The organism is Polaromonas sp. P1_F8 (genome assembly GCF_056405635.1).
Window position 1 is genome coordinate 291360 of record NZ_JBFUBS010000004.1, and the last position, 20197, is coordinate 311556.

The window sequence follows — 20197 nt, forward strand, 5'->3', positions numbered from 1 at the left end:
AAAGCGAAGCGTTCCGTTAGAACGGGAACATGGGCGCGGTGTCCTTGACGGTCATCCACTGCCATTGCGTGTATTCCTCCCAGTCGGACGGGCCGCCCACGCTGGTGCCGTTGCCCGCGATGCCGGGGCCGCCGAAGGGGTTGACGCAGTCGTCGTTGACGGTCTGGTCGTTGATGTGAACCATGCCGGTCTTGAGCTGCTGCCCGACCGCCATGGCTCGGCCCACGGAGCGGGATATCACGGCGCAGGCCAGGCTGCCGCTGTTGTTGTTGGCCAGCGCGACCGCTTCCTCGTCACTGCCGAAAGTGACGATGTTGGCCACCGGGCCGAAGGTCTCTTCGTCGAACACGCGCATGCCGGGCTTCACGCCGGACAGTACCGTCGGCTTGTAGAACAGGCCGTCATAGCTTCCGCCGGCTTCCAGCTTGGCACCGGCCTTGATGCTGTCCTGCACGATGGCATGCACGCGATCACGCTGGCGCGCATCGATCAGCGGCCCGAGCGCGACCTGGCCGGTGGCGCCGTCGCCGACCGGCAGGTGCGTGGCCTTGGCGACCAGGCGCTGCAGCAGCGGGGCCGCGATGCTCTGGTGAACCAGGATGCGGTTGGCGGCCATGCAGATCTGGCCCTGGTGCAGGTAGGCGGCCCATGCGGCGTTGCTTGCGGCGATGTCCAGGTCGGCGTCGTCCAGGATGATCAGCGAGTTCGCGCCGCCGAGTTCCAGCGACACTTTCTTGAGGTGCTTGCCCGCGAGTTCGCCGATGCGCCGGCCCACCGCGGGCGAGCCGGTGAAGGCGATCATCGGCACCAGCGGGTCGGTGACCAAAGCTTCGCCGGCTTCGGCGTCGCCGGGCAACACGTGCAGCAAATCCCTGGGCAGGCCGGCCTCCGCAAAAATGCGCGCAATCATCAGGCCGCCGGTCACCGGTGTGCGGGTGTCGGGCTTGATCACCACGGCATTGCCCGCAGCCAGCGCCGGTGCCACCGCGCGCAGCGTCAGGATCAGCGGAAAGTTAAAGGGCGAGATGACACCCACCACGCCGTGCGGCACGCGGCGGGCGATGCTGGTGCGCCCCGGCACGCTGGGCAGCACATGGCCCTGGGGCTGCAGCGGCATGGCGGCGGCCAGGTGGCAGATGGTGATGGCTTCGCGAATCTCATGCTGCCCCTTGGGCAGGATGCCACCCGTCTCCCGCGTGGCATACAGCGCGAGTTCGTCGAAGTGCTGCTGGAACAGCGCGCCGGCACGGCGGAAGACGTCGGCCCTCTCGCGCGGGGGCAGGGCGGCCCAGGACTTTTGCGCGTTGGCCGCCGCCCGCGTGGCCGCGGCCACATCCGCCGCGTTGGCGATGCCCACCGTGCACATCACTTTGCCGGTCGCAGGCTCGACCACGTCGCGCTTCCCGCCGCCCAGCGGCACTTGCGCCAGCGCGGAAAAATCCAGAAATGCCATCGCGTCGGATACACCCATTTGCTTTTGTCCTTACGGTTGTTTGATCAGCTCGCCACATCGGCGCGTCGTGCTCCTGTATCGCAATGCATGTACCAGCGCCGCGCGAAAGAGTCCGCTTGCTGCGCTGCACCCAAAGTTTTTTCACTGGGAAACCCGGGACATACCCTAGGTATGTTTGCTGCGGCGCAGCACATGGAAACCACCCATGTTTTCCTGATCAAATGGTTATAAAGTTGAATCAAATTTCACCAATTGATCAAATCAGTCAAATCGAGGAGCAGAGCCATGCGCGCATCCGATCGCATTTCCCTGGCCGAGGTGGCCCGGGCCACCGGGGTCGCGCTGGGCAGCTTCGACAGCGCGTCGGTGGCCAAAGCCATGGGCGGGTTTGCCAGCACGCATATAGGCGGCGACACGCACCCGACGATCGCTGACATCAGCGAATGCCTGTTCTTCTCGCCGGGCGACGGGCGCATCTGGCTGCAGGACCAGCGCATGGTGCTGCTGCACACCGAGGCGCTGGGCTCCATGCGCCGCGAAATGATTGACAGCCTGGGCATCGAAAAAGCCCGCGGCCTGTTCACCCGCGCCGGTTACGTCAGCGGCGCCCGCGATGCCCAACTGGTGCGCAAGCACTGGCCCGACGCCGACCCGCCGGCCGCCGCCATGGCCGGCACGCGGCTGCATGCGCTGGAGGGCGTGGTGAAGGTCGAGCTGGTCAGCGTGACCTACGACCCGGACACCAGCGGCTATGAGGGTGAATTCATCTGGCACAACTCCAGCGAGGACGATGAACACATCGCCGCCTACGGCATAGGCGGCTCCCCGGCCTGCTGGATGCAGGTGGGTTATGCGACAGGCTACGTCAGCACGCTGTTCGGCCGCCTCATCGTTTTCCGGGAAACCATGTGCCGGTCCATGGGCCAGGCGCAATGCCGGGTGGTCGGCAAGTCTGCCGACAAGTGGGACAACATTGAAGAGGACATGCGTTACCTGAACGCCCGGGAGTTTGTCGACACCGCGGCCTATGCGCGCAGCGAAGCGAGCCCGGCTGACCTTGCGATCAGCGACGTGCCGGCCGGCGACGCGATGGTGGGGGCCTCATCTGCCTTCAACGCGGCCTGCCATCAATTGAGCCGGGTGGCACGCACGACCGCTACCGTGCTGTTCACCGGCGAGTCGGGCGTGGGCAAAGAAAAGTTCGCGAGCATGCTGCACAGGATCAGCCCGCGCAAGGACCAGCCTTTCATTGCCGTGAACTGCGCGGCCATCCCGGAAACCCTGATCGAGTCCGAGCTGTTTGGCGTGGAGCGTGGCGCCTACACGGGGGCCAGCCATTCGCGGCCGGGCCGCTTTGAGCGGGCCAGCGGCGGCACCCTGTTCCTGGACGAAATCGGCATGCTGAGTTTTGTGGCCCAGGGCAAGCTGCTGCGTGCCCTGCAGGAGGGCGAGGTCGAGCGTGTGGGCGGCACGCGCGGCATCGCGGTTGACGTGCGTGTGGTGGCCGCCACCAATGAGGACTTGCGCCAGGCCGTGCGCGAAGGCCGGTTCCGCGAAGACCTGTTTTTCCGGCTCAATGTGTTTCCCATTCACCTGCCGCCGCTGCGCGAGCGACGTGACGACATTCCCCTGCTGATGAACCACTTCCTGAACCACTACCGGCGCAAGCACGGCTGCAACACCGGCGGCTTCACGCAGGCCTCGGTGCGCACGCTGCTGAACTACGACTTTCCCGGCAACATACGCGAACTGCAAAACCTGATCGAGCGTGCCGTGATCATGGCCGATGCCGACGGCTTGATCGACGTGCACCACTTATTCACCGGTGGCGAGACCTTGAGCACCGAGGTCATGACCTTGCGGATGCAGGGCAGTTCAGGCACCTTGAACTTCGACGGGGCGCCGGCCGGCGCGCATCCCGTGTCGGCGGGCGCCACCGCTTCGCCGCAGTCCCTGGAGCAAACCGAGCGCGACATGCTGGAACGCGCCATCTCCGCCTGCCAGGGTAACCTCTCGGCGGCGGCGCGGCGGCTCAACACCACGCGGGCGAAGCTGGCTTACCGCGCCAGAAAACACAGCCTGATTTGAACCGCGTGCGGCGCCGTGGATCAAGCTGCCGGCGCCAGCGCCCCCAGGTAGGTCCGCACCTTCTCGTCGCGCGCCAGCGCGTCAAAGTTCGGTGCTTCACTGATCGCGCCCTTTTGCACAAAGATGAAACGCTCGCAGCATTGCCGCAGGATGTCGATGTGATAAGGCTCGTTCGGGTGCAGGCATAAGAACACCAGCCGGCCGTTGGCCTTGAGTTTGGCGAAGAAGTCCAGCATGAAGCCGATGTAGCCGTCCTGCGTGTTGAATTGCGGTTCGTCGAACAGGTGCACCAGCGGCGAATCGCTCTGTGCGTGTTCCAACATGAAGTCGGGTTTGGTTTTCTGGAAAGACCGCACCTGGTAGGACTGGTGGTAGTGAATGGCGAGGCGATCCCGCTCACGCGTGCGCACCTGGTGGATGTCCTGGCCGTTGACCAGCACGCGGCCCGCGCTCGGCAGGTTGCTGCCGGTGATCAACTCGAACAGCGTGGTCTTGCCCGAGCCGTTAGGGCCCATGACACCGACCACGCAGGGCTTGTGCACCTCGAAATCGGCGTTCAATGAAAAGGTCGTGGTCTTGCGGAAGACGCCGCGCTGGTATTGCTTGGCGACGTTCTCAACGCGTAACAGTGGATGGCTCATGCTGGTCAGACTCCCAAAAGCTGCCGGCACAAGGCGGCATCGTTGCGCAATTCGGCCGCGGGGCCCTCGTGGACGATGACGCCCTGGTTCATCACATAGGCGCGGTCGGCCACCTGCAGCGCGCTCTGCACGTTTTGCTCGACCACCAGCACCGCGATGCCCTCAGCCTTGAGCCGGCTGATGGTTTTCATCACGTCCTGCACCACCTTGGGCGCCAGGCCCTGGCTGGGTTCGTCGAACAGCACCAGGCCGGGCGAGCCCAGCAGCGCGCGCGAGATCGCCACCATCTGCATCTCGCCGCCCGAGAGGTTCTCGCATTCGCGGTGCATCAGGTATTCGAGTGCGCTGAAGATCTCAAAACATTCCTTCTCGTGCCAGGACCGGAAACGCGTGGCCTTGCGCGCGATGGCCAGGTTGCGCGCCACCGTCAGCGTCGGGAAGATGCGCCTGTCGTCGGGTACCCAGCCCATGCCGGCCTTGGCGATCTCGTGCGTGGGCATGCGTGTGATGTCGTGCGCGTCGAAGGCAATGGCGCCCTTGCGCGGTGGCGTCAGGCCCAGCACAGAGCGCAGCACCGTCGTTTTGCCTGCACCATTGGGGCCCAGCAGCGCAACGACTTCGCCCGCGCCGACTTTCATCGATACGTCGAACAGCACCTGCGTTTCGCCGTAGAAGGTGTCTATGCGGTCCACCGCCAGCATGTCGGCCTGCGGTGAAACAGTTTTGATCATGGACTTCAGCACCGCGCTCATGCCAGCGCTCCCAGGTTGGAGCGGCGCACCCATTCGTTCTCACGCAACTGGTCAGGTGTGCCCTGGCTGATGACCTGGCCCCAGTGGATGACGGAGATCTGGTCGGCGAGCTTGAAGAGGAAATTCATGTCGTGTTCGATGATCACAATCGTGAGCTGGCGTTTGAGTTCTTTGACCAGGTCCATCAGGCGTGCCGTGCCTTCGGCGCCTAGGCCGGCGGTGGGTTCGTCGAGAAACAGCATGCGCGGCTCGGCCGCCAGTGCCACGCCGATCTCCAGCGCGCGCCGCTCGCCGTATGAAAGGCTGCTGGCCAGCACGTGCTCCTTGCCCTTGAGGCCAACGCGCTCCAGCACGACTGCAGCCAGCTGTTGCGCCGTACTGTCGGCGCCCAGGTCACGCCAGGGGTTGAAGCCCTGATTACGGACGTGCGGCGTGGCCACCAGCACGTTGTCGAGCGCGGTGTAGCTATCGAACAAATTCATGATCTGGAAGGAGCGCGACACGCCCTTGCGCGCGATCTCGCGCGGCGACAGGCCGGTGATGTCCTCGCCGGCAAAGGTCACACGGCCGCGGTCGGGCTTGTAGCGTCCCGTCAACACGTTGAAACAGGTGGTCTTGCCCGCACCGTTGGGGCCCATGATGCCGTTGAGCTGCCCCTCCTCGAAGCTGAGGGTGATGTCTTGCAGCACCACCTGGGCGCCAAAGCGTTTGGACAGGCCGTTGGCCTCGAAGAGCTTCACAGTGCACCTCCTGCGGGCGCGGGCTTGGCGGCCACTGGACGCTTTGGCCGGGCCCTCCAGGCCTGCCAGGCGCCGGCAATACCTTCGGGCTTGAACAGCACCATGGCCATGAAGACAAGGCCATACCAGAGCAGCCAGGTCTCGGTATAGGCGCCCAGCAGGTCGCGCGCCAGGATAAAGAAGGTGGCGCCGATGACGGGCCCCCAGAAGCTCACGAGGCCGCCGCCTATCAGCACCATCATCACGACAAAACCCGAGTTGTGCAGGCTCATGACATTCGGGTAAGCCGATTGCTGCGCCATGGCAAAGAGTGCGCCGGCCAGGCCCGCGACGGCGGTAGACAACGTGAATGCCAGCCACTTGTAGAGCCAGACGTTGTAGCCCACAAAGGCCGCGCGGGTTTCGTTTTGCTTGATGGCGCTGAAGATGCGGCCCAGTGGCGAATGGATCAACCGCCACAGTGCCAAAAGAACCAAAGCAAACAGCACCAGAGAAAAGAAGAAGAGGGCGTTGTTGCCAGAGAGGTTGAAAGACACAAAACCGAAATCGGCCGGCAGGCGCTTGATATTGAGCAGCCCGTCTTCACCGCCTGTGACGGTATGCCATTTGTTGGCGATGAACCAGAACACCTGGCCGAATGCGATGGTGAGCAGCGCGTAATAAATACCGCGCCGGTGCGAGATGAACAGCGCCACCAGCGCGCCCAGCGCCGCCGTGACCAGCACCGCGCCGGCCAGGTCGAACCACAGGTTGGGCCAGACCTTGAGTTGCAGCAGGCCGAAGGCGTAGGCGCCCGTGCCAAAGAATGCACCGTGCCCGAAGGAGGGCAGGCCGGTGAAACCCAGGAGCAGGTTGTAGCCCATCGCAAACAACACCCAGATCATGATTTCCAGGGCCAGGTATTGGTACAGCCCGACGCGGCCCACCCAAAGCGGCGTGGACAGCAGCACCAACAGGGTGATGAGCATCGGTAAAGGAATGAGTGGCGCGCGACCGGAAGCGAGTTGCATGGGGACCTTGTCTCTTCGGTTTTTCTGGATGAATGGGTGAAGGAAATAGAAATAAATACTGGACAAAACAGAATGTACGTTCTATTATTTAAATACGCAAGAACATTTATTCTAATTTGATGCGATGCAGGCCCGGTCGGCCCATCGCATTCCCGAGGCGGCAAACGACATATGGACTCTGCAACGACTTACGAAGAACTCAAGGCGCTGATTGGCCGGACTTACCCGGACATGTCCAAGCAGCTGCAGCGCATCGCGCGCTTCGCCCTTGAGCAACCCAACGATCTGGCCCTTGGCACGGTGGCGACGGTGGCTGAGGCTACCGAGGTACAGCCTTCGGCCATGATCCGCTTTGCCAACGCGCTGGGCTATGGCGGCTTCTCCGAAATGCAGCAGGTGTTTCGCGGCCACCTGCTGGAGCGGTCCGACAGCTACCGCGAGCGTATTGACCAGATCCGCCGCAAGCAGCTCAACGGCGAGCGTGCGCCAGCCGGTGTGTTGCACCAGCTGGTGGGCGAGTCAGTGGCCGAGCTCGGGCACCTGGAGGAAAGCATCGCCCAGGTTGACCTGAAGGCCGCGGTGAAACTCATGGCCTCTGCCCCGCGCATCCACGTGCTCGCCCAGCGCCGCGCCTTTCCTGTGGCTGGCTACCTGGCTTATGCGCTGAGCCAGCTGGAGCTGCGCACCCATCTGCTCGACGGAACGGGTGGCATGCTGCGGGAAAGCCTGCGCTCCATCGCGACCGGCGACGTCCTGATCGCCGCCAGCTTTCGCAACTACTCGCCCGAAGTCATCGCGGCTGCAGCAGAGGCCGCCAAACTGGGAGCGCTGGTGATTGCCATCACCGACGGTCCCCTCTCGCCGCTCAAGGCGCATGCCAAGGTCTGCCTGGAACTGGCCGACGATTCGTCCAAACCCTTCCGCTCGCTGGTCGCACCGCTGTGCCTGGCACAGGCGCTGGTGGTCAGCACCGGTCATCAACTGGCCGAGCAGGGCGCAGCGAAAGCCAAAACCAGGAACAGCAAGGCCGCAGCCAAGTCAACTCGCAAGGGGGCCGTATGAGCCGTGCGCTGGATCTGATCTGTGTCGGCCGCGCTGCGGTGGACCTGTATGGCGAGCAAATCGGAGGGCGTCTTGAAGACATGCAGAGCTTCACCAAGTATTTGGGCGGCTCGCCGGCCAACACCGCAGTGGGTGTGGCGCGCCTCGGTCTGAAGCCCGCCATGCTGACCCGTGTGGGTGACGAGCACAACGGCCGTTTTGTCCGCGAAACCCTCGCGGCGGAAGGCGTGGACGTGAGCCATGTCGCCACCGATCCCAAGCGGCTGACAGCACTGGTGTTTCTGGGAATTCAGGACCGCGACACCTTTCCGCTGGTGTTCTACCGCGACAACTGCGCCGACATGGCGGTCAGCCCGGACGACTTTGACGCGGCTTTTATCGCCTCGGCCAACGCCCTGCTGATCTCCGGGACACACCTGTCGCAGCCGCTCACTTACGAAAGCTGCAAGCGTGCCATGACGATGGCCAAAGCCGCGGGCACGCGTGTGGTACTCGATATTGATTACCGCCCCGTGCTGTGGGGCCTGACCAGCCCCGGCATGGGCGAGCAGCGTTTTGTGCCTTCGGGCGAAGTCAGCGCGCACCTGCAAACCGTTGTAGGCCACTGTGACCTCGTAGTTGGTACCGAAGAAGAAATTCACATCGCCGGCGGCAGCACCGACACGCTCGCCGCATTGCGCCGCTTGCGTGAGTTGACGCAGGCCACCCTGGTGGTCAAACGCGGGCCCATGGGCTGCATCGTGTTCGACGGTGCGATTCCCAATTCACTGGAAAAAGGTTTGCAAGGCCCCGGCTTTCCGGTGGACGTCTACAACGTATTGGGCGCCGGCGATGCGTTCATGTCGGGGTTTCTGCGCGGCTGGATCCCGGGGGAGCCGCTCACGCGCTGCTGCGCCTATGCCAACGCCTGCGGCGCTCTGGTGGTGTCGCGCCATGGCTGTGCGCCAGCCATGGCGAGCTGGGAAGAGCTGCAGTTTTTCTTGATGCATGGCTCGGCCACTCGGCGCCTGCGCGAAGACGCGCAGCTCGAACACCTGCACCGTGTCAGCACGCGCACGCGCCGTTGGGAAGAACTGGTCATCCTGGCGTTCGACCACCGCATGCAGCTGGAAGAGGTGGCGGCACGCCATGGCGCGCCTAGCGAACGCATCCCGCTTTTCAAGTCCCTGATCGCCGAAGGTGCGCGGCTCGGAGCCGGCCAGCGCAGTGGCGTCGGCGTGATCGTTGACGGACGCTTTGGTGAAGAGGTGCTTCCAACGGTGACCGGCAAAGGCTGGTGGGTCGCAAGGCCGGTCGAGCTGCCGGGTTCACGACCGCTGCAGTTCGAAGCCGGCGCCGGCCTGGGCGCGGTCATGCGAACCTGGCCCGGCGAGCACGTCGCCAAATGCCTGGTGTATTACCACCCGCATGACAAGCCGGCCTTGCGCGACAGCCAGCTGGCCAAACTGGCCGACCTGCAGCGAGCCAGCGTGGACAGCTTTCACGAGTTCCTCATCGAGGTGATCCCACCCAAGGACATGCCCGCGGATGGCGACACCGTACCGATGGCGCTCGAACAAATCTACCAGGCTGGCATCTTCCCCGATTGGTGGAAGCTGCCGCCAGCCGTTAGTGCGGCTGCCTGGGAAAAGATTGCGGCCGTGGTGGCGCAGCACGACCCGCATTGCCGCGGTGTGCTGGTGCTGGGTCTGGAGGCCAGCGAGGAAAAACTGGATCAGAGCTTTCGAATCGCAGCGCCGCACGCCATCTGCCGCGGCTTTGCCGTGGGGCGCTCGATCTTTGCCGATGCCGCAGCTGGCTGGTTCTCAGGCGCCATGGACGACGCGGCGGTGGTCAAGGCCATTGCCGAGCGCTATGCGCGGCTGATCTCGCTGTGGGACCAGGCGAGGACAGGTATAGGAGCCGGCGCTTCAGCCAGTGCTGCCGAAACCGTGAACTGAACGGCAAAACAAGAAACAAAACGGAGACAAAACATGACACCCAAAATCGGATTTATCGGCATTGGCATGATGGGCCACGGCATGGCCAAAAACCTGCTGGCCAAGGGCTTTGGCCTCACCTTCAAGATCAACCGCAATCGCGACAACCTGGCCGACCTGATCGCGGCTGGCGCGAAAGAGGCCAGGACCAATGCCGAATGCGCACAGGCTTCGGACATCGTTTTCATCTGCGTGACGGGTTCGCCCCAGGTCGAAGACATCGTCTACGGCAAGGACGGTTTGCTAGACAGCGGCCGCAAAGGCCTGATCGTGGTCGACACCTCCACGGCCGAGCCTGCCTCCAGCACTCGCATCCGCAACGACCTGGCGGCCAAAGGCATCAAGCTGGTCGATGCGCCGCTGGCACGCACGCCGAAGGAGGCCGAAGAAGGCCGGCTCAACACGATGGTGGGCGCGGAGCCCGAAGACTTCAAGGCGCTGGAGCCGGTGCTCAAGGCTTTTTGCGAAAACATCTTCCACGTCGGCCCGCCCGGCCACGGCCACGTGCTCAAGCTGGTCAACAACATGATGGCCATGAGTTTTGCCGCCTCGATTGCCGAAGCCTTTGCGGTTGCAGCCAAAAGCGGGTTGGACCTCAACCGCCTGTATGACGTGATCTCGGCCGGCGGCGTGAACTGCGGCATCTTCCAGATGATGGCAACGAAAACGCTCAAGGAAGGCGACGTCACCGGCTTCAAATTCGGCATCGCCAATGCGCAAAAAGATTTGCGCTACTACACCCATCTGGCCGAGATGCTGCCCGTCACCAGCTTCATGGGTGAGGCCACGCACCAAAGCCTGATCCAGGCCAGCAACGCCGGTTTCGGCGACAAGCTGATCGCCTCCCTTTTCGAAGCACAGGAAAAACTCAACGACGTCAAGATCGTTCCCCGTTAAGCCAACCCGTTTGACCCATTTACACGCAGGAGACAAAACCATGAGCGACATCAAGAACAACCACGCAACACCTGAATCCCAATCCGACAGCAAGGCCACCTCGCGCCGCGCGCTGCTCAAGCACTCAAGCCTGGCGCTGGTGGGCGCGGGCCTGTACGGCGCGGCGCCCTTCATGGGGCCGTGGAAGCACAACCACGCCTGGGCGCAGACCGGCCAGAAGAAACCGCTGACCATTGGCCTGACCATGGACGCTTCGGGCCTGTACGCAGCCTCGGGCGCCGAAGAGCGCCTGGGCGCCATGATGGCCATCAAGGAATTTAACGACAAGGGCGGTGTGCTGGGCCGACGCATTGAGGCCATCCATATCGACACGGAAACGACGCCGGCCACCGGCTCGCGCGTGGCCGAACGCATGATCACGCGCAATGAGGCCTCCTTCCTGATCGGTGCAGTGCACTCAGGCGTCTCCAATGCCATCTCGCAGGTTGCGCAAAAATACGGCACGGTATTTTTTAACACCAACTCCAGCAGCCCGACCGAGGCCGGCAAGGACTGCCACCGCACCAAGTTCGTCTGGGACGGCAACGGCACCAACTTTTCCAACGCGATCGTCAAGAACGCCATCAAGGCCAGCGGCAAGAACTGGGTGCTGCTGACCAACGACTATGTGTGGGGCCACACCACCTCCAAGGCGACACGCGCGATCGTGGAAGCCAACGGCGGGCGCATCGTTGAGGAGCTGCTGGTGCCGCAAAACACCCGCGACTTCTCGTCCTACCTGCTCAAGCTGCAACAGCTCAAGCCCAATGTGGTGGCCACGGCGGTGGGCGGTGACGACATCAAGGCGCTGCGCCAGCAAGTTGTGCAGCTCAAGATGAACCAGTCCATGGCGTGGATCAACAACCAGCAGGACTGGCCAGATGTCTACGGTCTGGGCCCTGAAGCCATCTTCGGCGTCTTTGGCACCACCTGGTACTGGCGCCTGGGCCTGCCGGGCGTCAAAGAGTTTGTGGCGGCCTACCAGAAGCAGTTCCCTGGCATGGCGATTCGCGTGCCGGGCAATGTGTATCACAACGGCTATATGGCCACGCGCGAACTTCTGCGTTGCGTGGAAGAGGCCGGCACCACCAACAACATTGCCGTGATCAAAAAACTCGAAGGTCGCAAGATGAGCGCGGCCGACCGCCTGCAGCACTACGACGCGTGGATGGATCCCGTCACCCACCAGTGCCAGCAGACGATTTACATGGCGACCTACAACGACCAGCCCGCCGAGAAAGACGACATCTTCAAGATCCTCACACAGGCCGATCCCAAGGATGTGGCGGACAAGGATGCCGGCGGCGCCTGCAAGCTTGAGAGCTACGACGCGACACCTAGCTACGAAGTCTGATTTACTTCAAGCTCCAAAGACCGCAATGGACTTCTTGCTTCAGCTTATTCCGCACCTCGTCAACGGCATCTCGCTGGGCTTGTTGTTCGCGCTCATCGCGCTGGGCTTCATGCTCATCGTGGGGGTGATGGAAACCATCAACCTGGCGCACGGTTCGCTGTTTGCGCTGGGCATGTACTTCGCGCTTTTCCTGATCGCACCGCAGCTGGGCATGTTTCCGAATCTGCAGGCCTGGTACATGAGTTTGCCGCTGGGAACGCGTTACCTGGTGGCACTCATTCTTGCGCCCATCCTGGTGGGTATTTTCGGCATGTTGCTGGAGCTGTGCATGCGGCGCACTTATGGCCGTGACCCGCTCTATGGCCTGCTGCTGACCTTCGGTGCGGCGCTGGTCATTGAGGAAACCATACGCCTGGTGTGGGGCTCCTCGGAAAAGCAGTTGATGCTGCCCGAGGTCATCTCCGGCGCCTTCCTGATGGGCGACCTGGTTTATTCAAAGTATCGCTTCTTCGCCAGCGGATTCGCCATCCTCATGATTGTGCTGCTGTGGGTGTTTTTGCAGAAAACACCGTACGGCGCCATCATCAAGGCCGGCGCGCATGACAGCGAAATGGTGCGCGCGCTGGGCATCAACCTGTCGCGCCTGCGCCTGTTTGTGTTTGGTCTGGGCGTGGCGTTGGCCGCCATCGCCGGCGTGGTCATGGCGCCGATCTGGGGTATTCGCCCGCATGTGGGCGTAGACGCAGTGGTGCCGGCATTCCTGATCATTGTGCTGGGCGGCGTCGGTTCGCTCTGGGGTGCAGTGATCGCCGGGCTGATGGTCGGCATGGTCGTCGGGCTCACGGGTTCGTATGCGTCCGAATGGTCGTTGATGTCCATGTACCTCTTGTTCATTGCCGTCGTGACATTCCGCTCACGTGGATTGTTTGGCAAGAAGAGCGTCCTGGACGCTTGACATTTGGTACATCCCCGTCTCGGCTCACTTCGTGTAGCCGGATCCCCCCTTGCAGGGGGCAACAGCTGCGGCCTGGCAAAGCCAGTTCCGCGCTGTTACTGGTTTAGTCATTCTTTGGTTCGCTATGGAAAGTTAAGTAATGAAACCGCTTCAAGACAAAGTCGCGCTGGTCACCGGCGCGGCAGGGACTATGGGCCTGGCCGTTGTCAAGGCCTTGCTCGAAGACGGCTGCAAGGTCGCGATGGTGGATGTCAGCCATGAACGCAACCGTGCGCTCGCACATGAGTTGGGCTCGCGTGTCCTGCCGTTCTCGTTTGACATCAGCGATGCGGCCGCCGTGAGCGACGGCCATGCGCTCATAGTCAAGGCCTTCGGGCCAGTCGACATCCTGGTCAACAACGCGGGCATCCTGTCCAACAAGAAGATCGAGGCCACCGAAGCGGGTGAATGGCGGCGCGTGATGGGCGCCAACCTCGACGGCGCGTTTTACCTTGCGCAGCAGGTGGTGCCGGCAATGAAGGCGCGGCGCTTCGGCCGCATCATCAACACCAGCTCCCTGGCGGCCAAGACAGGTGGATTGACAGCAGGCACGGCCTATTCGGTGTCCAAGGGCGCGATGAGTTCGCTGACCTTTTCACTGGCGCGCGAACTCGCGCCCTTTGGCGTCACGGCCAATGCCGTCGCGCCCGCTTACGTTAAAACGCCCATGATCACCGAACAGCTCAATGAAGAGCAACGCCAGAAGCTGCTCAAGGACATCCCGGTCGGCCGCTTCTGCGAGCCCGAGGAGTTCGCCCACGTGGTGCGCTTCCTGGCCTCGCCGCTGTCGGGCTTTATCACGGGCGAGATCATCGACCTGAACGGCGGGCTATTGATGGACTGAGGGAAAGCCCTTTCGCCGCTAGCCGGCTTTGCGCCCACAATTTCGCCATCCATGAGCATCACACCCCGGATTGATTTCAACACTGCGCTTTCAGGCCTTTTTGACCTGCGCGGCAAAACCGCTTACGTGCCCGGCGGCTATGGTGGTATTGGCGAGGCCGTTGCCTGGGGCCTGGCGATGGCCGGCGCACGGGTGGCAGTTTCGGGGCGCGACGAAGCCAAGGCCGAGGCCGTTGCCTCCGCGTTGCGTGCGGCAGGGCACGAGGCCATGGGTCTGGCCATGGACGCGCATTCGGTGCCGCAGATGCAGGCTTCCGTTGATGCGGTGGCGGCGCAATGGGGCGCCCTCGACATCTTGATGAACTGTGTCGGCATGCAGCGTGAGCAGGCCTTGCTGGAGGTGACGGAAGAAGCCTTTGACGAGGTGCTGCAGGTCAACCTCAAGGCCGCCATGTTTCTTGCGCAGGCTGCGGCTAAAAAACAGATTGAAGGCGGCAGGGGCGGCGCTCAGGTGCATCTGCTGTCGGTGCGCGCGCAGCTCGGTTTGCGCGGCCGTGGCTATTCGGCCTACAGCAGCAGCAAGGGCGGCCTGGTCATGCTGATTCGCCAGCATGCGAGTGAACTGGCGCCGTACGGCATCACTGTCAACGGCATCGCACCTACGGTGGTGCAGACAGAGATGGCGCGCCACTGGCTCGAAAATCCTGAGACGCGCAAGCAGGTGCTGGAACGCATTCCGCTGGGTCGCGTGGCCGACCCGCAGGACGTGGCGGGTGCGGCCGTTTTTTTTGCGGCGCCCGCATCCCGCTTTGTGACCGGGCAGGTGCTTTACCTCGACGGCGGCATCACTGCCTCGCAGTAGGTACTAGCGTTTACCTGCCAAGGCTGCAACGGCATGCTGCACGCCGCCGCCGATGGGAATGCCCTGTACCTGCATGGCCGCTTCCAGGCCGGCCAGGCAACCCAGGATCATGGCCGGGTTCATGTCACCCAGGTGGCCGATGCGAAAGGTTCTTCCCGCCAGCGGGCCCAAACCGCCTGCAATCGCCACCTGAAACCGTTCGCGCGCAACGGTGCGCAAGGCTTCGGGATCAATGCCCGCAGTGACAGACACCGTGGTGACGGAGACCGAACGTGCGGCCGGCTCGCGCACAAAAAGACCCAGAGCACCGCCTTCACTCCAGGCATCGACAGCGGCGTGCACCGCACTGGCGATCAGCTGGTGGCGGGCGATGACCTCTTCGACGCCCTCATGAAAGATCAGCCCCAGTGCAGCCTCCAGGCCGAACAGCAGGCTTTGTGGCGGCGTGCCGCAGAACTTGCGGTAGCTGAGCGGGCTTTGCCGCCGCGCCCAGTCCCAGTAAAAGCGCGGCGAGGGATTGGCAGCGGCTACTTTCATCGCGGCGGCATCCGCGGCGACAAAGGCCAGGCCGGGCGGCACCATCAAGCCTTTTTGCGAGGCGCCCAGCACGACGTTGGCGCCCAGCGCATCCATGGCAAAGGGCGCCGCCCCCAGCGACGCGACCACATCTACCACCAGTAGCGCGGGGTGGGCCGTGGCTTCCAGCACCCGCCGGACCTTGCCCGGGTCACTGGTCATGCCGCTCGCAGTGTCGGTATGAACCACAAACACCGCCACGATGGCATGCGCAGTGTCGGCGCGCAGCGCGGCTTCCATCGCCGGCACGTCAATCGGGTAACCCTCGCGCCAGGGCGTGCGGATGACTGCTGCGCCCATGGCCTCGGCCTGTATGGCCCAGGATTCGGAGAAGTGCCCCGTTCCGGCGATCAGCACCTGCTGCCCAGGCGCCAGCAGGTTGGCGATCACGGCCTCCCAGGCGCCGTGGCCGTTGCAGGCATACAGGAAGACGTCGGCCGCGGCGGTTTGCAGCAGCGCCTTGAGCCCGGTCTCGCAGGCCTGGATCACACGATCAAGCCGCGGGTCGGCCAGGTCCATGGGCTGGCGCCGCATCGCATCCATGACCTCGTCAGGCACCCGCGTGGGGCCAGGTGAATGGAGGAAGCGATGGCCGGGGATGCGTTTATGAGGCGTCATGACAAAAAATTATGCACCTGCCGGCTTGCGATTGACCAGCACAATGCCCGCCGCGACCGTGGCCAGCGCCACCAGCAGGCCGGTGGTGACACTTTCTTTCAGCCACAGCGCGCCGAACAGCAGCGCGAACAGCGGCGTGAAAAACACGAACACCGAAATCTTGGTGGCCGGGTAGCGCCCCAGCATCCACATCCAGGCCAGGTAGCTGGCGAATGCGCCTATGACGGTCTGCAGCAGCAGGGAAGTAATGGCAAACGGGCTGAAATGCCACGACCATTGCTCGCCCAGGTAGAGCGACAGGGCCGGAAACACTGCGGCGCTGACGGCCAATTGGTAGAACAGGAGTTTTTCAGCGGAGATGCTGACCAGTTTGGTGGCACGTATTACCACCGTGGTCAGGCCCCACAGCATGCCGGCGGCCAGCGCGAGCAGGTCGCCGCGCGCGGTCGATGCGTGGTCACCGGTGAAGCCTTCACGCAGCGCGAACACCACGGCGGCGAAGGCGCACAGCAGGCCCAACCATTGCACGCCGCGCAGGCGTTCGGACTTCACCCACAGCGGTACCAGCAGGGCGACCCAGAAAGGCGAGGTGTACAAAAACACCGTGAGGCGGGAAGCACTGGTGTATTGCAAGCCTACATAAATGCAGGCGAACTCCGCGCCGAACAGCGCGCCCGCCAGCAGCCCGGCTTTGAGCGAACCGTCGTGTCGAAACAGCGGGATCTTGCGCCACAGGCACCAGAGCCAGAGCAATGCCGTGGCGCCAACCAGCCGCAGCGAGGCCTGGAACATCGGCGGTATTTCGCTGATCGTGGCCTTGATCAGGACCTGCTGCAGGCCCCAGAACAGGCAGCAGCCCAGCAGCAGGGACATGGCGAGGAGATCGAGATTGGCTTTGCGGGCTGTTGTCATGCCTTGATGGTAGCCCGACCCCAGGCAGCTCGCTGGCCGGGGTAACAAGGAATACCATTGCGTTAAATCCCTGGACAAGGTGCTGCTGTGGACCACAAATGGCTGGAAGATTTCATTGCACTGGCGCGAGAACGCAGTTTTTCTAGAGCGGCAGAGCTTCGCCATGTGACGCAGCCGCAGTTTTCGCGCCGCATACGCGCGCTGGAGCTGTGGGTGGGCGCCGACCTGATCAATCGCGCGGTGATGCCTCTGGCCCTGACGGCCGCCGGGGAAGAGCTGCTGCCGGTGGCGCGCCGCGCAGCGGCGAGCCTTAACGATGCGCGCTCCCGCATCCGCCATGCACGGGGCGGGCTGGACTGGGTCACGTTGGCAACAGGCCGCACGCTCTCACGCAGCGCCGTACCTGACTGGCTCGCACGCGCCAAGCGCGGGGCCGGGGAGTTTCGCTTGCGCATTCTCACAGGCTCCATCCATGAAGGCGCCACGGCCCTGGAGCAGGGGGCTGCTGATTTCCTGCTGTCGTTCACGCATCCGCGGCTGCCGCTGTTGCTGGACGAACAGACGTTCGAAGGACTCGCGCTGGGCACCGACGAATTGGTGGCCGTCAGCGCACCGCGCGCCGATGGCCAGCCGCAGCATGCCCTGCCCGGTACGGCCCGCAAGCCGGTGCCGGTACTGGGTTATGCGCCTACGCTCGCGCTTGGCCAGATCCTTCAGGACGGGCTCAGCCGCAGTGCGCGCGAGCTGCATCTGCACACCGTGACCGAGTCTGACTTCGCCGAGTCGCTGCATGAGCAGGCCTTGCAGGGCGTGGGACTGGCCTGGCTGCCGCGCGGACTGGTCGAAGGCGACCTGCGCAACGGAAGGCTGGTCGAAGCGGACGGCAAGGGCGTGACGGTCCGGTTTGAGATCCGCCTGTACCGGCCGCGCAGCCCGCGCAATGAATTGGTGCAGCGCATCTGGTCCGCCAGCACGCCGGCTGCTTCCTGAATCCAGGTCGCATGCGCCCATGCGTGATACGCATGGGCCGCGCAGGGGCGGCTCCTAGACTGGCGCCATCAACAAGGAGACCGCCATGCCAGGAATGTTTACCCTCAATCGCCGCGGCGTGAGCCGCACACTTTGCCTTGCCGCCGCAGGGCTGCTGGGCTTGCCGGCTGCGTGGGGCCAGACCTGGCCCGCCGGCAAGCCCATTTCGCTGGTGGTGGGCTACCCTGCCGGCGGAAGCGTGGACCTGGTGGCGCGCATCATCGCCGAGCCGCTGGCGAAGCGCCTGGGCACACCCGTGGTGATCGAGAATATCGGCGGCGCCGGTGGAACCATAGGCGCCCAAAAAGTGGTCAGTGCCGCGCCCGACGGCTATACGCTGCTGCTGGGTTCGGGCAGCGAAATCTCGATTGCCAAACTGTTCAACGCTGCAGTCAAGTACAACGGTGAAACCGACTTGAGCCCGGTCGGGCTGATAGGCGTCACGCCAATGGTCTTTGTGACCAATACCAAGACCGGCGTCAAAACCATGGAGGAAGCGATTGCCAAATCCAAACGCGAACGCAACCAGCTGAGCTTTGCCTCTTCGGGCATAGGCACGCCGCTGCATGTGTCGGGAGAGCTGATCAACCTGATGGCTGGCACCACCTTCCGCCATGTGCCCTATCGCGGCGCAGGTCAGCAGCTGCAGGACTTGCTGGGCGGCAATATCGAGTTCAGTGTCTCTGTGCTTTCCTCCGCGCTGCCACACATCGAGTCCGGCAAGATGATCCCCTTGGGCGTCACCACGCCGACGCGTTCGCGGGCTGCACCGCAAATCCCTGCACTCGGCGAGAACCCCAAGCTCAAGGGTTACGACATGAACGTCTGGTTCGGCCTCTTCGGGCCCGCCAAGCTGCCGGCGCCCATGGTGGCGCGCCTGAACAGGGAGCTCAACGAAATCCTGCGCGAAGAAGCCGTCTGGCAAAAGCTCCAGAAAGCGGGCATCTCCAATGACGGCGGCGCGCCACAGGCGCTCACGGCCTTTATCCGGGCTGAAACCCAGCGCGTGCGCAACGTGGTCAACAAGGCGGTGGCGACCGGCGCTACCTCGTAAGCCGTCAGCGGGAATTCACCCAAGCCCATGCGGTGCCGTTGAAGCTGCAGCCGCCGGGGCCGGGGCAACGGCGGCAGGCCCAAAGAAGACCGTAACTCGCCCTGAACTGTATTTGTTAGTCGCGAAGCGTGCTGGCCAGGCTCCTCCGGAGCACTGGCGGGGCTCTGCACGCCGCGCAATATTTTTAGCCCGACACGGAGGGAATTGTCATGCACTTATCTGTCATATCAATGTTGCGCAGGCTCGCCTGCGGTCTGCTATTGCCGCTTGCTGTTTCGGCTTCGGCGCTGGCCCAGGAAGCGAAGAAACCTAACGTGGTGCTCATCGCCACAGGCGGCACGATTGCCGGCGTCGGCGCATCGAGCACCAATATCGGCGCCTATCAGGCCGCTGTGGTTGCTGTCGACAAGATCATGGCCGCCGTGCCGGAAATCCAGACGATTGCCAACGTCAAGGGCGAGCAGATCTTTCAGGTCGGCTCACACAACCTCACCAACGACCGCCTGCTTCAACTTGCCCGGCGGGTGTCTGAACTCCTCCGGTCGGACGAGGTCGATGGCATCGTGATCACCCACGGCACCGATACCCTGGAAGAGACCTCGTACTTTCTCAATCTCACCGTCAAAAACAACAAGCCGGTCGTGATGCTCGGGTCCATGCGGCCCGGCACGGCGCTCAGCGCAGATGGGCCGCTTAACCTCTACAACGCGGTGGCGGTCGCCGGGAGTAAAGAAGCGGTGGGGAAAGGGACTTTGGTGGTCATGAATGACGAGATTCACAGCGCTCGCGATGTCACTAAAACCAATGCCACCCGGGTTGACACCTTTAAATCTCCCTACGGTCCGCTCGGTCTCGTGGTCGAAGGTCAGGCCAGGTTCTACCGTGCGCTGATTCGCCCGCATACAGTGCAGAGTGAGTTCGACATTGACAAGATACAGGCGCTGCCGCAGGTCGACATTGCTTACGGCTATCAGAACATGAACCGTGCGGCATACGACGCGCTGGTCGCATCCGGGGCCAAGGGCATCATTCATGCGGGTGTCGGTGCGGGAAGCGTTCCTGAGTACATAGCTGGCCCGCTTAACGAGATTCGCGCCAAGGGGGTGTTTGTCGTTCGGGCAACCCGTACCGGCAGCGGTGTGGTCATTCGGAATAATTCGGTGAAGGATGACGTCAATGACTGGCTCGTTGTTGACGACCAGAATCCCCAGAAGGCCCGAATTCTTCTGGCCTTGGCCTTGACGAAGACAAGGGACACCAAAGAGCTGCAGAAAATCTTCTGGCGGTATTGAAA

General features: G+C 63.2%; 18 protein-coding genes. 11 read left to right on the forward strand and 7 right to left on the reverse strand.

From position 1 onward, the window contains the following. Positions 1-16: 16 nt before the first annotated feature. Positions 17-1471: a benzaldehyde dehydrogenase gene (locus AC1D1J_RS16285; protein ID WP_477695247.1), complete on the reverse strand. Its 1455-nt coding sequence runs from the start codon at positions 1469-1471 to the stop codon at positions 17-19. Positions 1472-1738: 267 nt separating this feature from the next. Here AC1D1J_RS16285 and AC1D1J_RS16290 point away from each other — a divergent pair, with 267 nt between their 5' ends. Next, positions 1739-3541 (forward strand): sigma 54-interacting transcriptional regulator, encoded by a 1803-nt coding sequence (locus AC1D1J_RS16290; protein WP_477695248.1) that lies wholly within the window; start codon positions 1739-1741, stop codon positions 3539-3541. Between the two features lie 20 nt (positions 3542-3561). On the opposite strand, the gene AC1D1J_RS16295 is transcribed toward AC1D1J_RS16290, so the two are convergent. Genes AC1D1J_RS16295 through AC1D1J_RS16310 form a run of 4 tightly spaced genes read right to left on the reverse strand, consistent with a single transcriptional unit; the run spans position 3562 to position 6684 of the window. Beyond that, positions 3562-4182, reverse strand: a complete 621-nt coding sequence (locus AC1D1J_RS16295) for an ATP-binding cassette domain-containing protein (RefSeq protein ID WP_477695249.1) — start codon at positions 4180-4182, stop codon at positions 3562-3564. A 5-nt stretch (positions 4183-4187) separates the two neighbouring features. Further along, the gene (locus tag AC1D1J_RS16300; protein ID WP_477695250.1) at positions 4188-4934 is read right to left on the reverse strand and encodes an ABC transporter ATP-binding protein; all 747 of its coding nucleotides are present in this window, start codon (positions 4932-4934) and stop codon (positions 4188-4190) included. After that, positions 4931-5674, reverse strand: coding sequence for an ABC transporter ATP-binding protein (locus AC1D1J_RS16305; RefSeq protein WP_477695251.1), 744 nt, complete (start codon positions 5672-5674; stop codon positions 4931-4933). The genes AC1D1J_RS16300 and AC1D1J_RS16305 overlap by 4 nt, the downstream gene beginning before the upstream one ends. Further along, a complete protein-coding gene (locus tag AC1D1J_RS16310) occupies positions 5671-6684 on the reverse strand; it encodes a branched-chain amino acid ABC transporter permease (RefSeq protein ID WP_477687674.1) in 1014 nt (337 codons plus the stop codon). The genes AC1D1J_RS16305 and AC1D1J_RS16310 overlap by 4 nt, the downstream gene beginning before the upstream one ends. Before the next feature lie 171 nt (positions 6685-6855). Here AC1D1J_RS16310 and AC1D1J_RS16315 point away from each other — a divergent pair, with 171 nt between their 5' ends. From AC1D1J_RS16315 to AC1D1J_RS16345, 7 genes are all read left to right on the forward strand, one after another. After that, entirely contained in the window at positions 6856-7746 is an 891-nt protein-coding gene (locus AC1D1J_RS16315) for a MurR/RpiR family transcriptional regulator (protein ID WP_477687675.1), read from the forward strand. Further along, entirely contained in the window at positions 7743-9686 is a 1944-nt protein-coding gene (locus tag AC1D1J_RS16320; protein WP_477695252.1) for a bifunctional 5-dehydro-2-deoxygluconokinase/5-dehydro-2-deoxyphosphogluconate aldolase, read from the forward strand. Before AC1D1J_RS16315 ends, AC1D1J_RS16320 begins: the two co-directional genes overlap by 4 nt. A 33-nt stretch (positions 9687-9719) precedes the next feature. Further along, positions 9720-10622 carry an NAD(P)-dependent oxidoreductase gene (locus AC1D1J_RS16325; RefSeq protein ID WP_477687677.1) on the forward strand — a complete coding sequence of 301 codons (903 nt, stop codon included), beginning with the start codon at positions 9720-9722 and terminating at the stop codon, positions 10620-10622. Positions 10623-10662: 40 nt separating this feature from the next. Beyond that, the gene (locus AC1D1J_RS16330) at positions 10663-12015 is read left to right on the forward strand and encodes an ABC transporter substrate-binding protein (protein WP_457281808.1); all 1353 of its coding nucleotides are present in this window, start codon (positions 10663-10665) and stop codon (positions 12013-12015) included. Between the two features lie 25 nt (positions 12016-12040). After that, on the forward strand, positions 12041-12970 hold the full coding sequence (locus AC1D1J_RS16335; RefSeq protein WP_457281807.1) for a branched-chain amino acid ABC transporter permease: 930 nt from the start codon (positions 12041-12043) through the stop codon (positions 12968-12970). A gap of 139 nt (positions 12971-13109) precedes the next feature. Next, the gene (locus AC1D1J_RS16340; RefSeq protein ID WP_477687678.1) at positions 13110-13853 is read left to right on the forward strand and encodes an SDR family NAD(P)-dependent oxidoreductase; all 744 of its coding nucleotides are present in this window, start codon (positions 13110-13112) and stop codon (positions 13851-13853) included. Positions 13854-13904: 51 nt separating this feature from the next. Next, complete coding sequence (locus AC1D1J_RS16345) at positions 13905-14714, forward strand: SDR family NAD(P)-dependent oxidoreductase (RefSeq protein ID WP_477687679.1); 810 nt, start codon at positions 13905-13907, stop codon at positions 14712-14714. A 3-nt stretch (positions 14715-14717) separates the two neighbouring features. Here AC1D1J_RS16345 and AC1D1J_RS16350 read toward each other — a convergent pair whose 3' ends face one another. Continuing rightward, a complete protein-coding gene (locus AC1D1J_RS16350; RefSeq protein ID WP_477687680.1) occupies positions 14718-15908 on the reverse strand; it encodes a pyridoxal-phosphate-dependent aminotransferase family protein in 1191 nt (396 codons plus the stop codon). Between the two features lie 9 nt (positions 15909-15917). Then, positions 15918-16820, reverse strand: a complete 903-nt coding sequence (locus tag AC1D1J_RS16355; RefSeq protein WP_477687681.1) for a DMT family transporter — start codon at positions 16818-16820, stop codon at positions 15918-15920. An 87-nt stretch (positions 16821-16907) separates the two neighbouring features. Between AC1D1J_RS16355 and AC1D1J_RS16360 the strand changes: the two genes are divergently transcribed. The 3 genes from AC1D1J_RS16360 to AC1D1J_RS16370 all read left to right on the forward strand — a co-directional run bounded on the left by AC1D1J_RS16360 (position 16908) and on the right by AC1D1J_RS16370 (position 20195). Beyond that, positions 16908-17810, forward strand: a complete 903-nt coding sequence (locus tag AC1D1J_RS16360; protein WP_477687682.1) for a LysR substrate-binding domain-containing protein — start codon at positions 16908-16910, stop codon at positions 17808-17810. Between the two features lie 85 nt (positions 17811-17895). Then, entirely contained in the window at positions 17896-18903 is a 1008-nt protein-coding gene (locus tag AC1D1J_RS16365; RefSeq protein WP_477695253.1) for a Bug family tripartite tricarboxylate transporter substrate binding protein, read from the forward strand. A gap of 209 nt (positions 18904-19112) precedes the next feature. Beyond that, a complete protein-coding gene (locus tag AC1D1J_RS16370) occupies positions 19113-20195 on the forward strand; it encodes an asparaginase (RefSeq protein ID WP_477695254.1) in 1083 nt (360 codons plus the stop codon). The last annotated feature ends 2 nt before the right edge of the window (positions 20196-20197 follow it).

Coding starts and splice junctions, on each gene's coding strand:
- AC1D1J_RS16285 (WP_477695247.1), bottom strand. CDS start 1,471: ATGGGTGTATCCGACGCGATGGCATTTCTGGATTTTTCCGCGCTGGCG.
- AC1D1J_RS16290 (WP_477695248.1), top strand. CDS start 1,739: ATGCGCGCATCCGATCGCATTTCCCTGGCCGAGGTGGCCCGGGCCACC.
- AC1D1J_RS16295 (WP_477695249.1), bottom strand. CDS start 4,182: ATGAGCCATCCACTGTTACGCGTTGAGAACGTCGCCAAGCAATACCAG.
- AC1D1J_RS16300 (WP_477695250.1), bottom strand. CDS start 4,934: ATGAGCGCGGTGCTGAAGTCCATGATCAAAACTGTTTCACCGCAGGCC.
- AC1D1J_RS16310 (WP_477687674.1), bottom strand. CDS start 6,684: ATGCAACTCGCTTCCGGTCGCGCGCCACTCATTCCTTTACCGATGCTC.
- AC1D1J_RS16315 (WP_477687675.1), top strand. CDS start 6,856: ATGGACTCTGCAACGACTTACGAAGAACTCAAGGCGCTGATTGGCCGG.
- AC1D1J_RS16320 (WP_477695252.1), top strand. CDS start 7,743: ATGAGCCGTGCGCTGGATCTGATCTGTGTCGGCCGCGCTGCGGTGGAC.
- AC1D1J_RS16325 (WP_477687677.1), top strand. CDS start 9,720: ATGACACCCAAAATCGGATTTATCGGCATTGGCATGATGGGCCACGGC.
- AC1D1J_RS16330 (WP_457281808.1), top strand. CDS start 10,663: ATGAGCGACATCAAGAACAACCACGCAACACCTGAATCCCAATCCGAC.
- AC1D1J_RS16335 (WP_457281807.1), top strand. CDS start 12,041: ATGGACTTCTTGCTTCAGCTTATTCCGCACCTCGTCAACGGCATCTCG.
- AC1D1J_RS16340 (WP_477687678.1), top strand. CDS start 13,110: ATGAAACCGCTTCAAGACAAAGTCGCGCTGGTCACCGGCGCGGCAGGG.
- AC1D1J_RS16345 (WP_477687679.1), top strand. CDS start 13,905: ATGAGCATCACACCCCGGATTGATTTCAACACTGCGCTTTCAGGCCTT.
- AC1D1J_RS16350 (WP_477687680.1), bottom strand. CDS start 15,908: ATGACGCCTCATAAACGCATCCCCGGCCATCGCTTCCTCCATTCACCT.
- AC1D1J_RS16355 (WP_477687681.1), bottom strand. CDS start 16,820: ATGACAACAGCCCGCAAAGCCAATCTCGATCTCCTCGCCATGTCCCTG.
- AC1D1J_RS16365 (WP_477695253.1), top strand. CDS start 17,896: ATGCCAGGAATGTTTACCCTCAATCGCCGCGGCGTGAGCCGCACACTT.
- AC1D1J_RS16370 (WP_477695254.1), top strand. CDS start 19,113: ATGCACTTATCTGTCATATCAATGTTGCGCAGGCTCGCCTGCGGTCTG.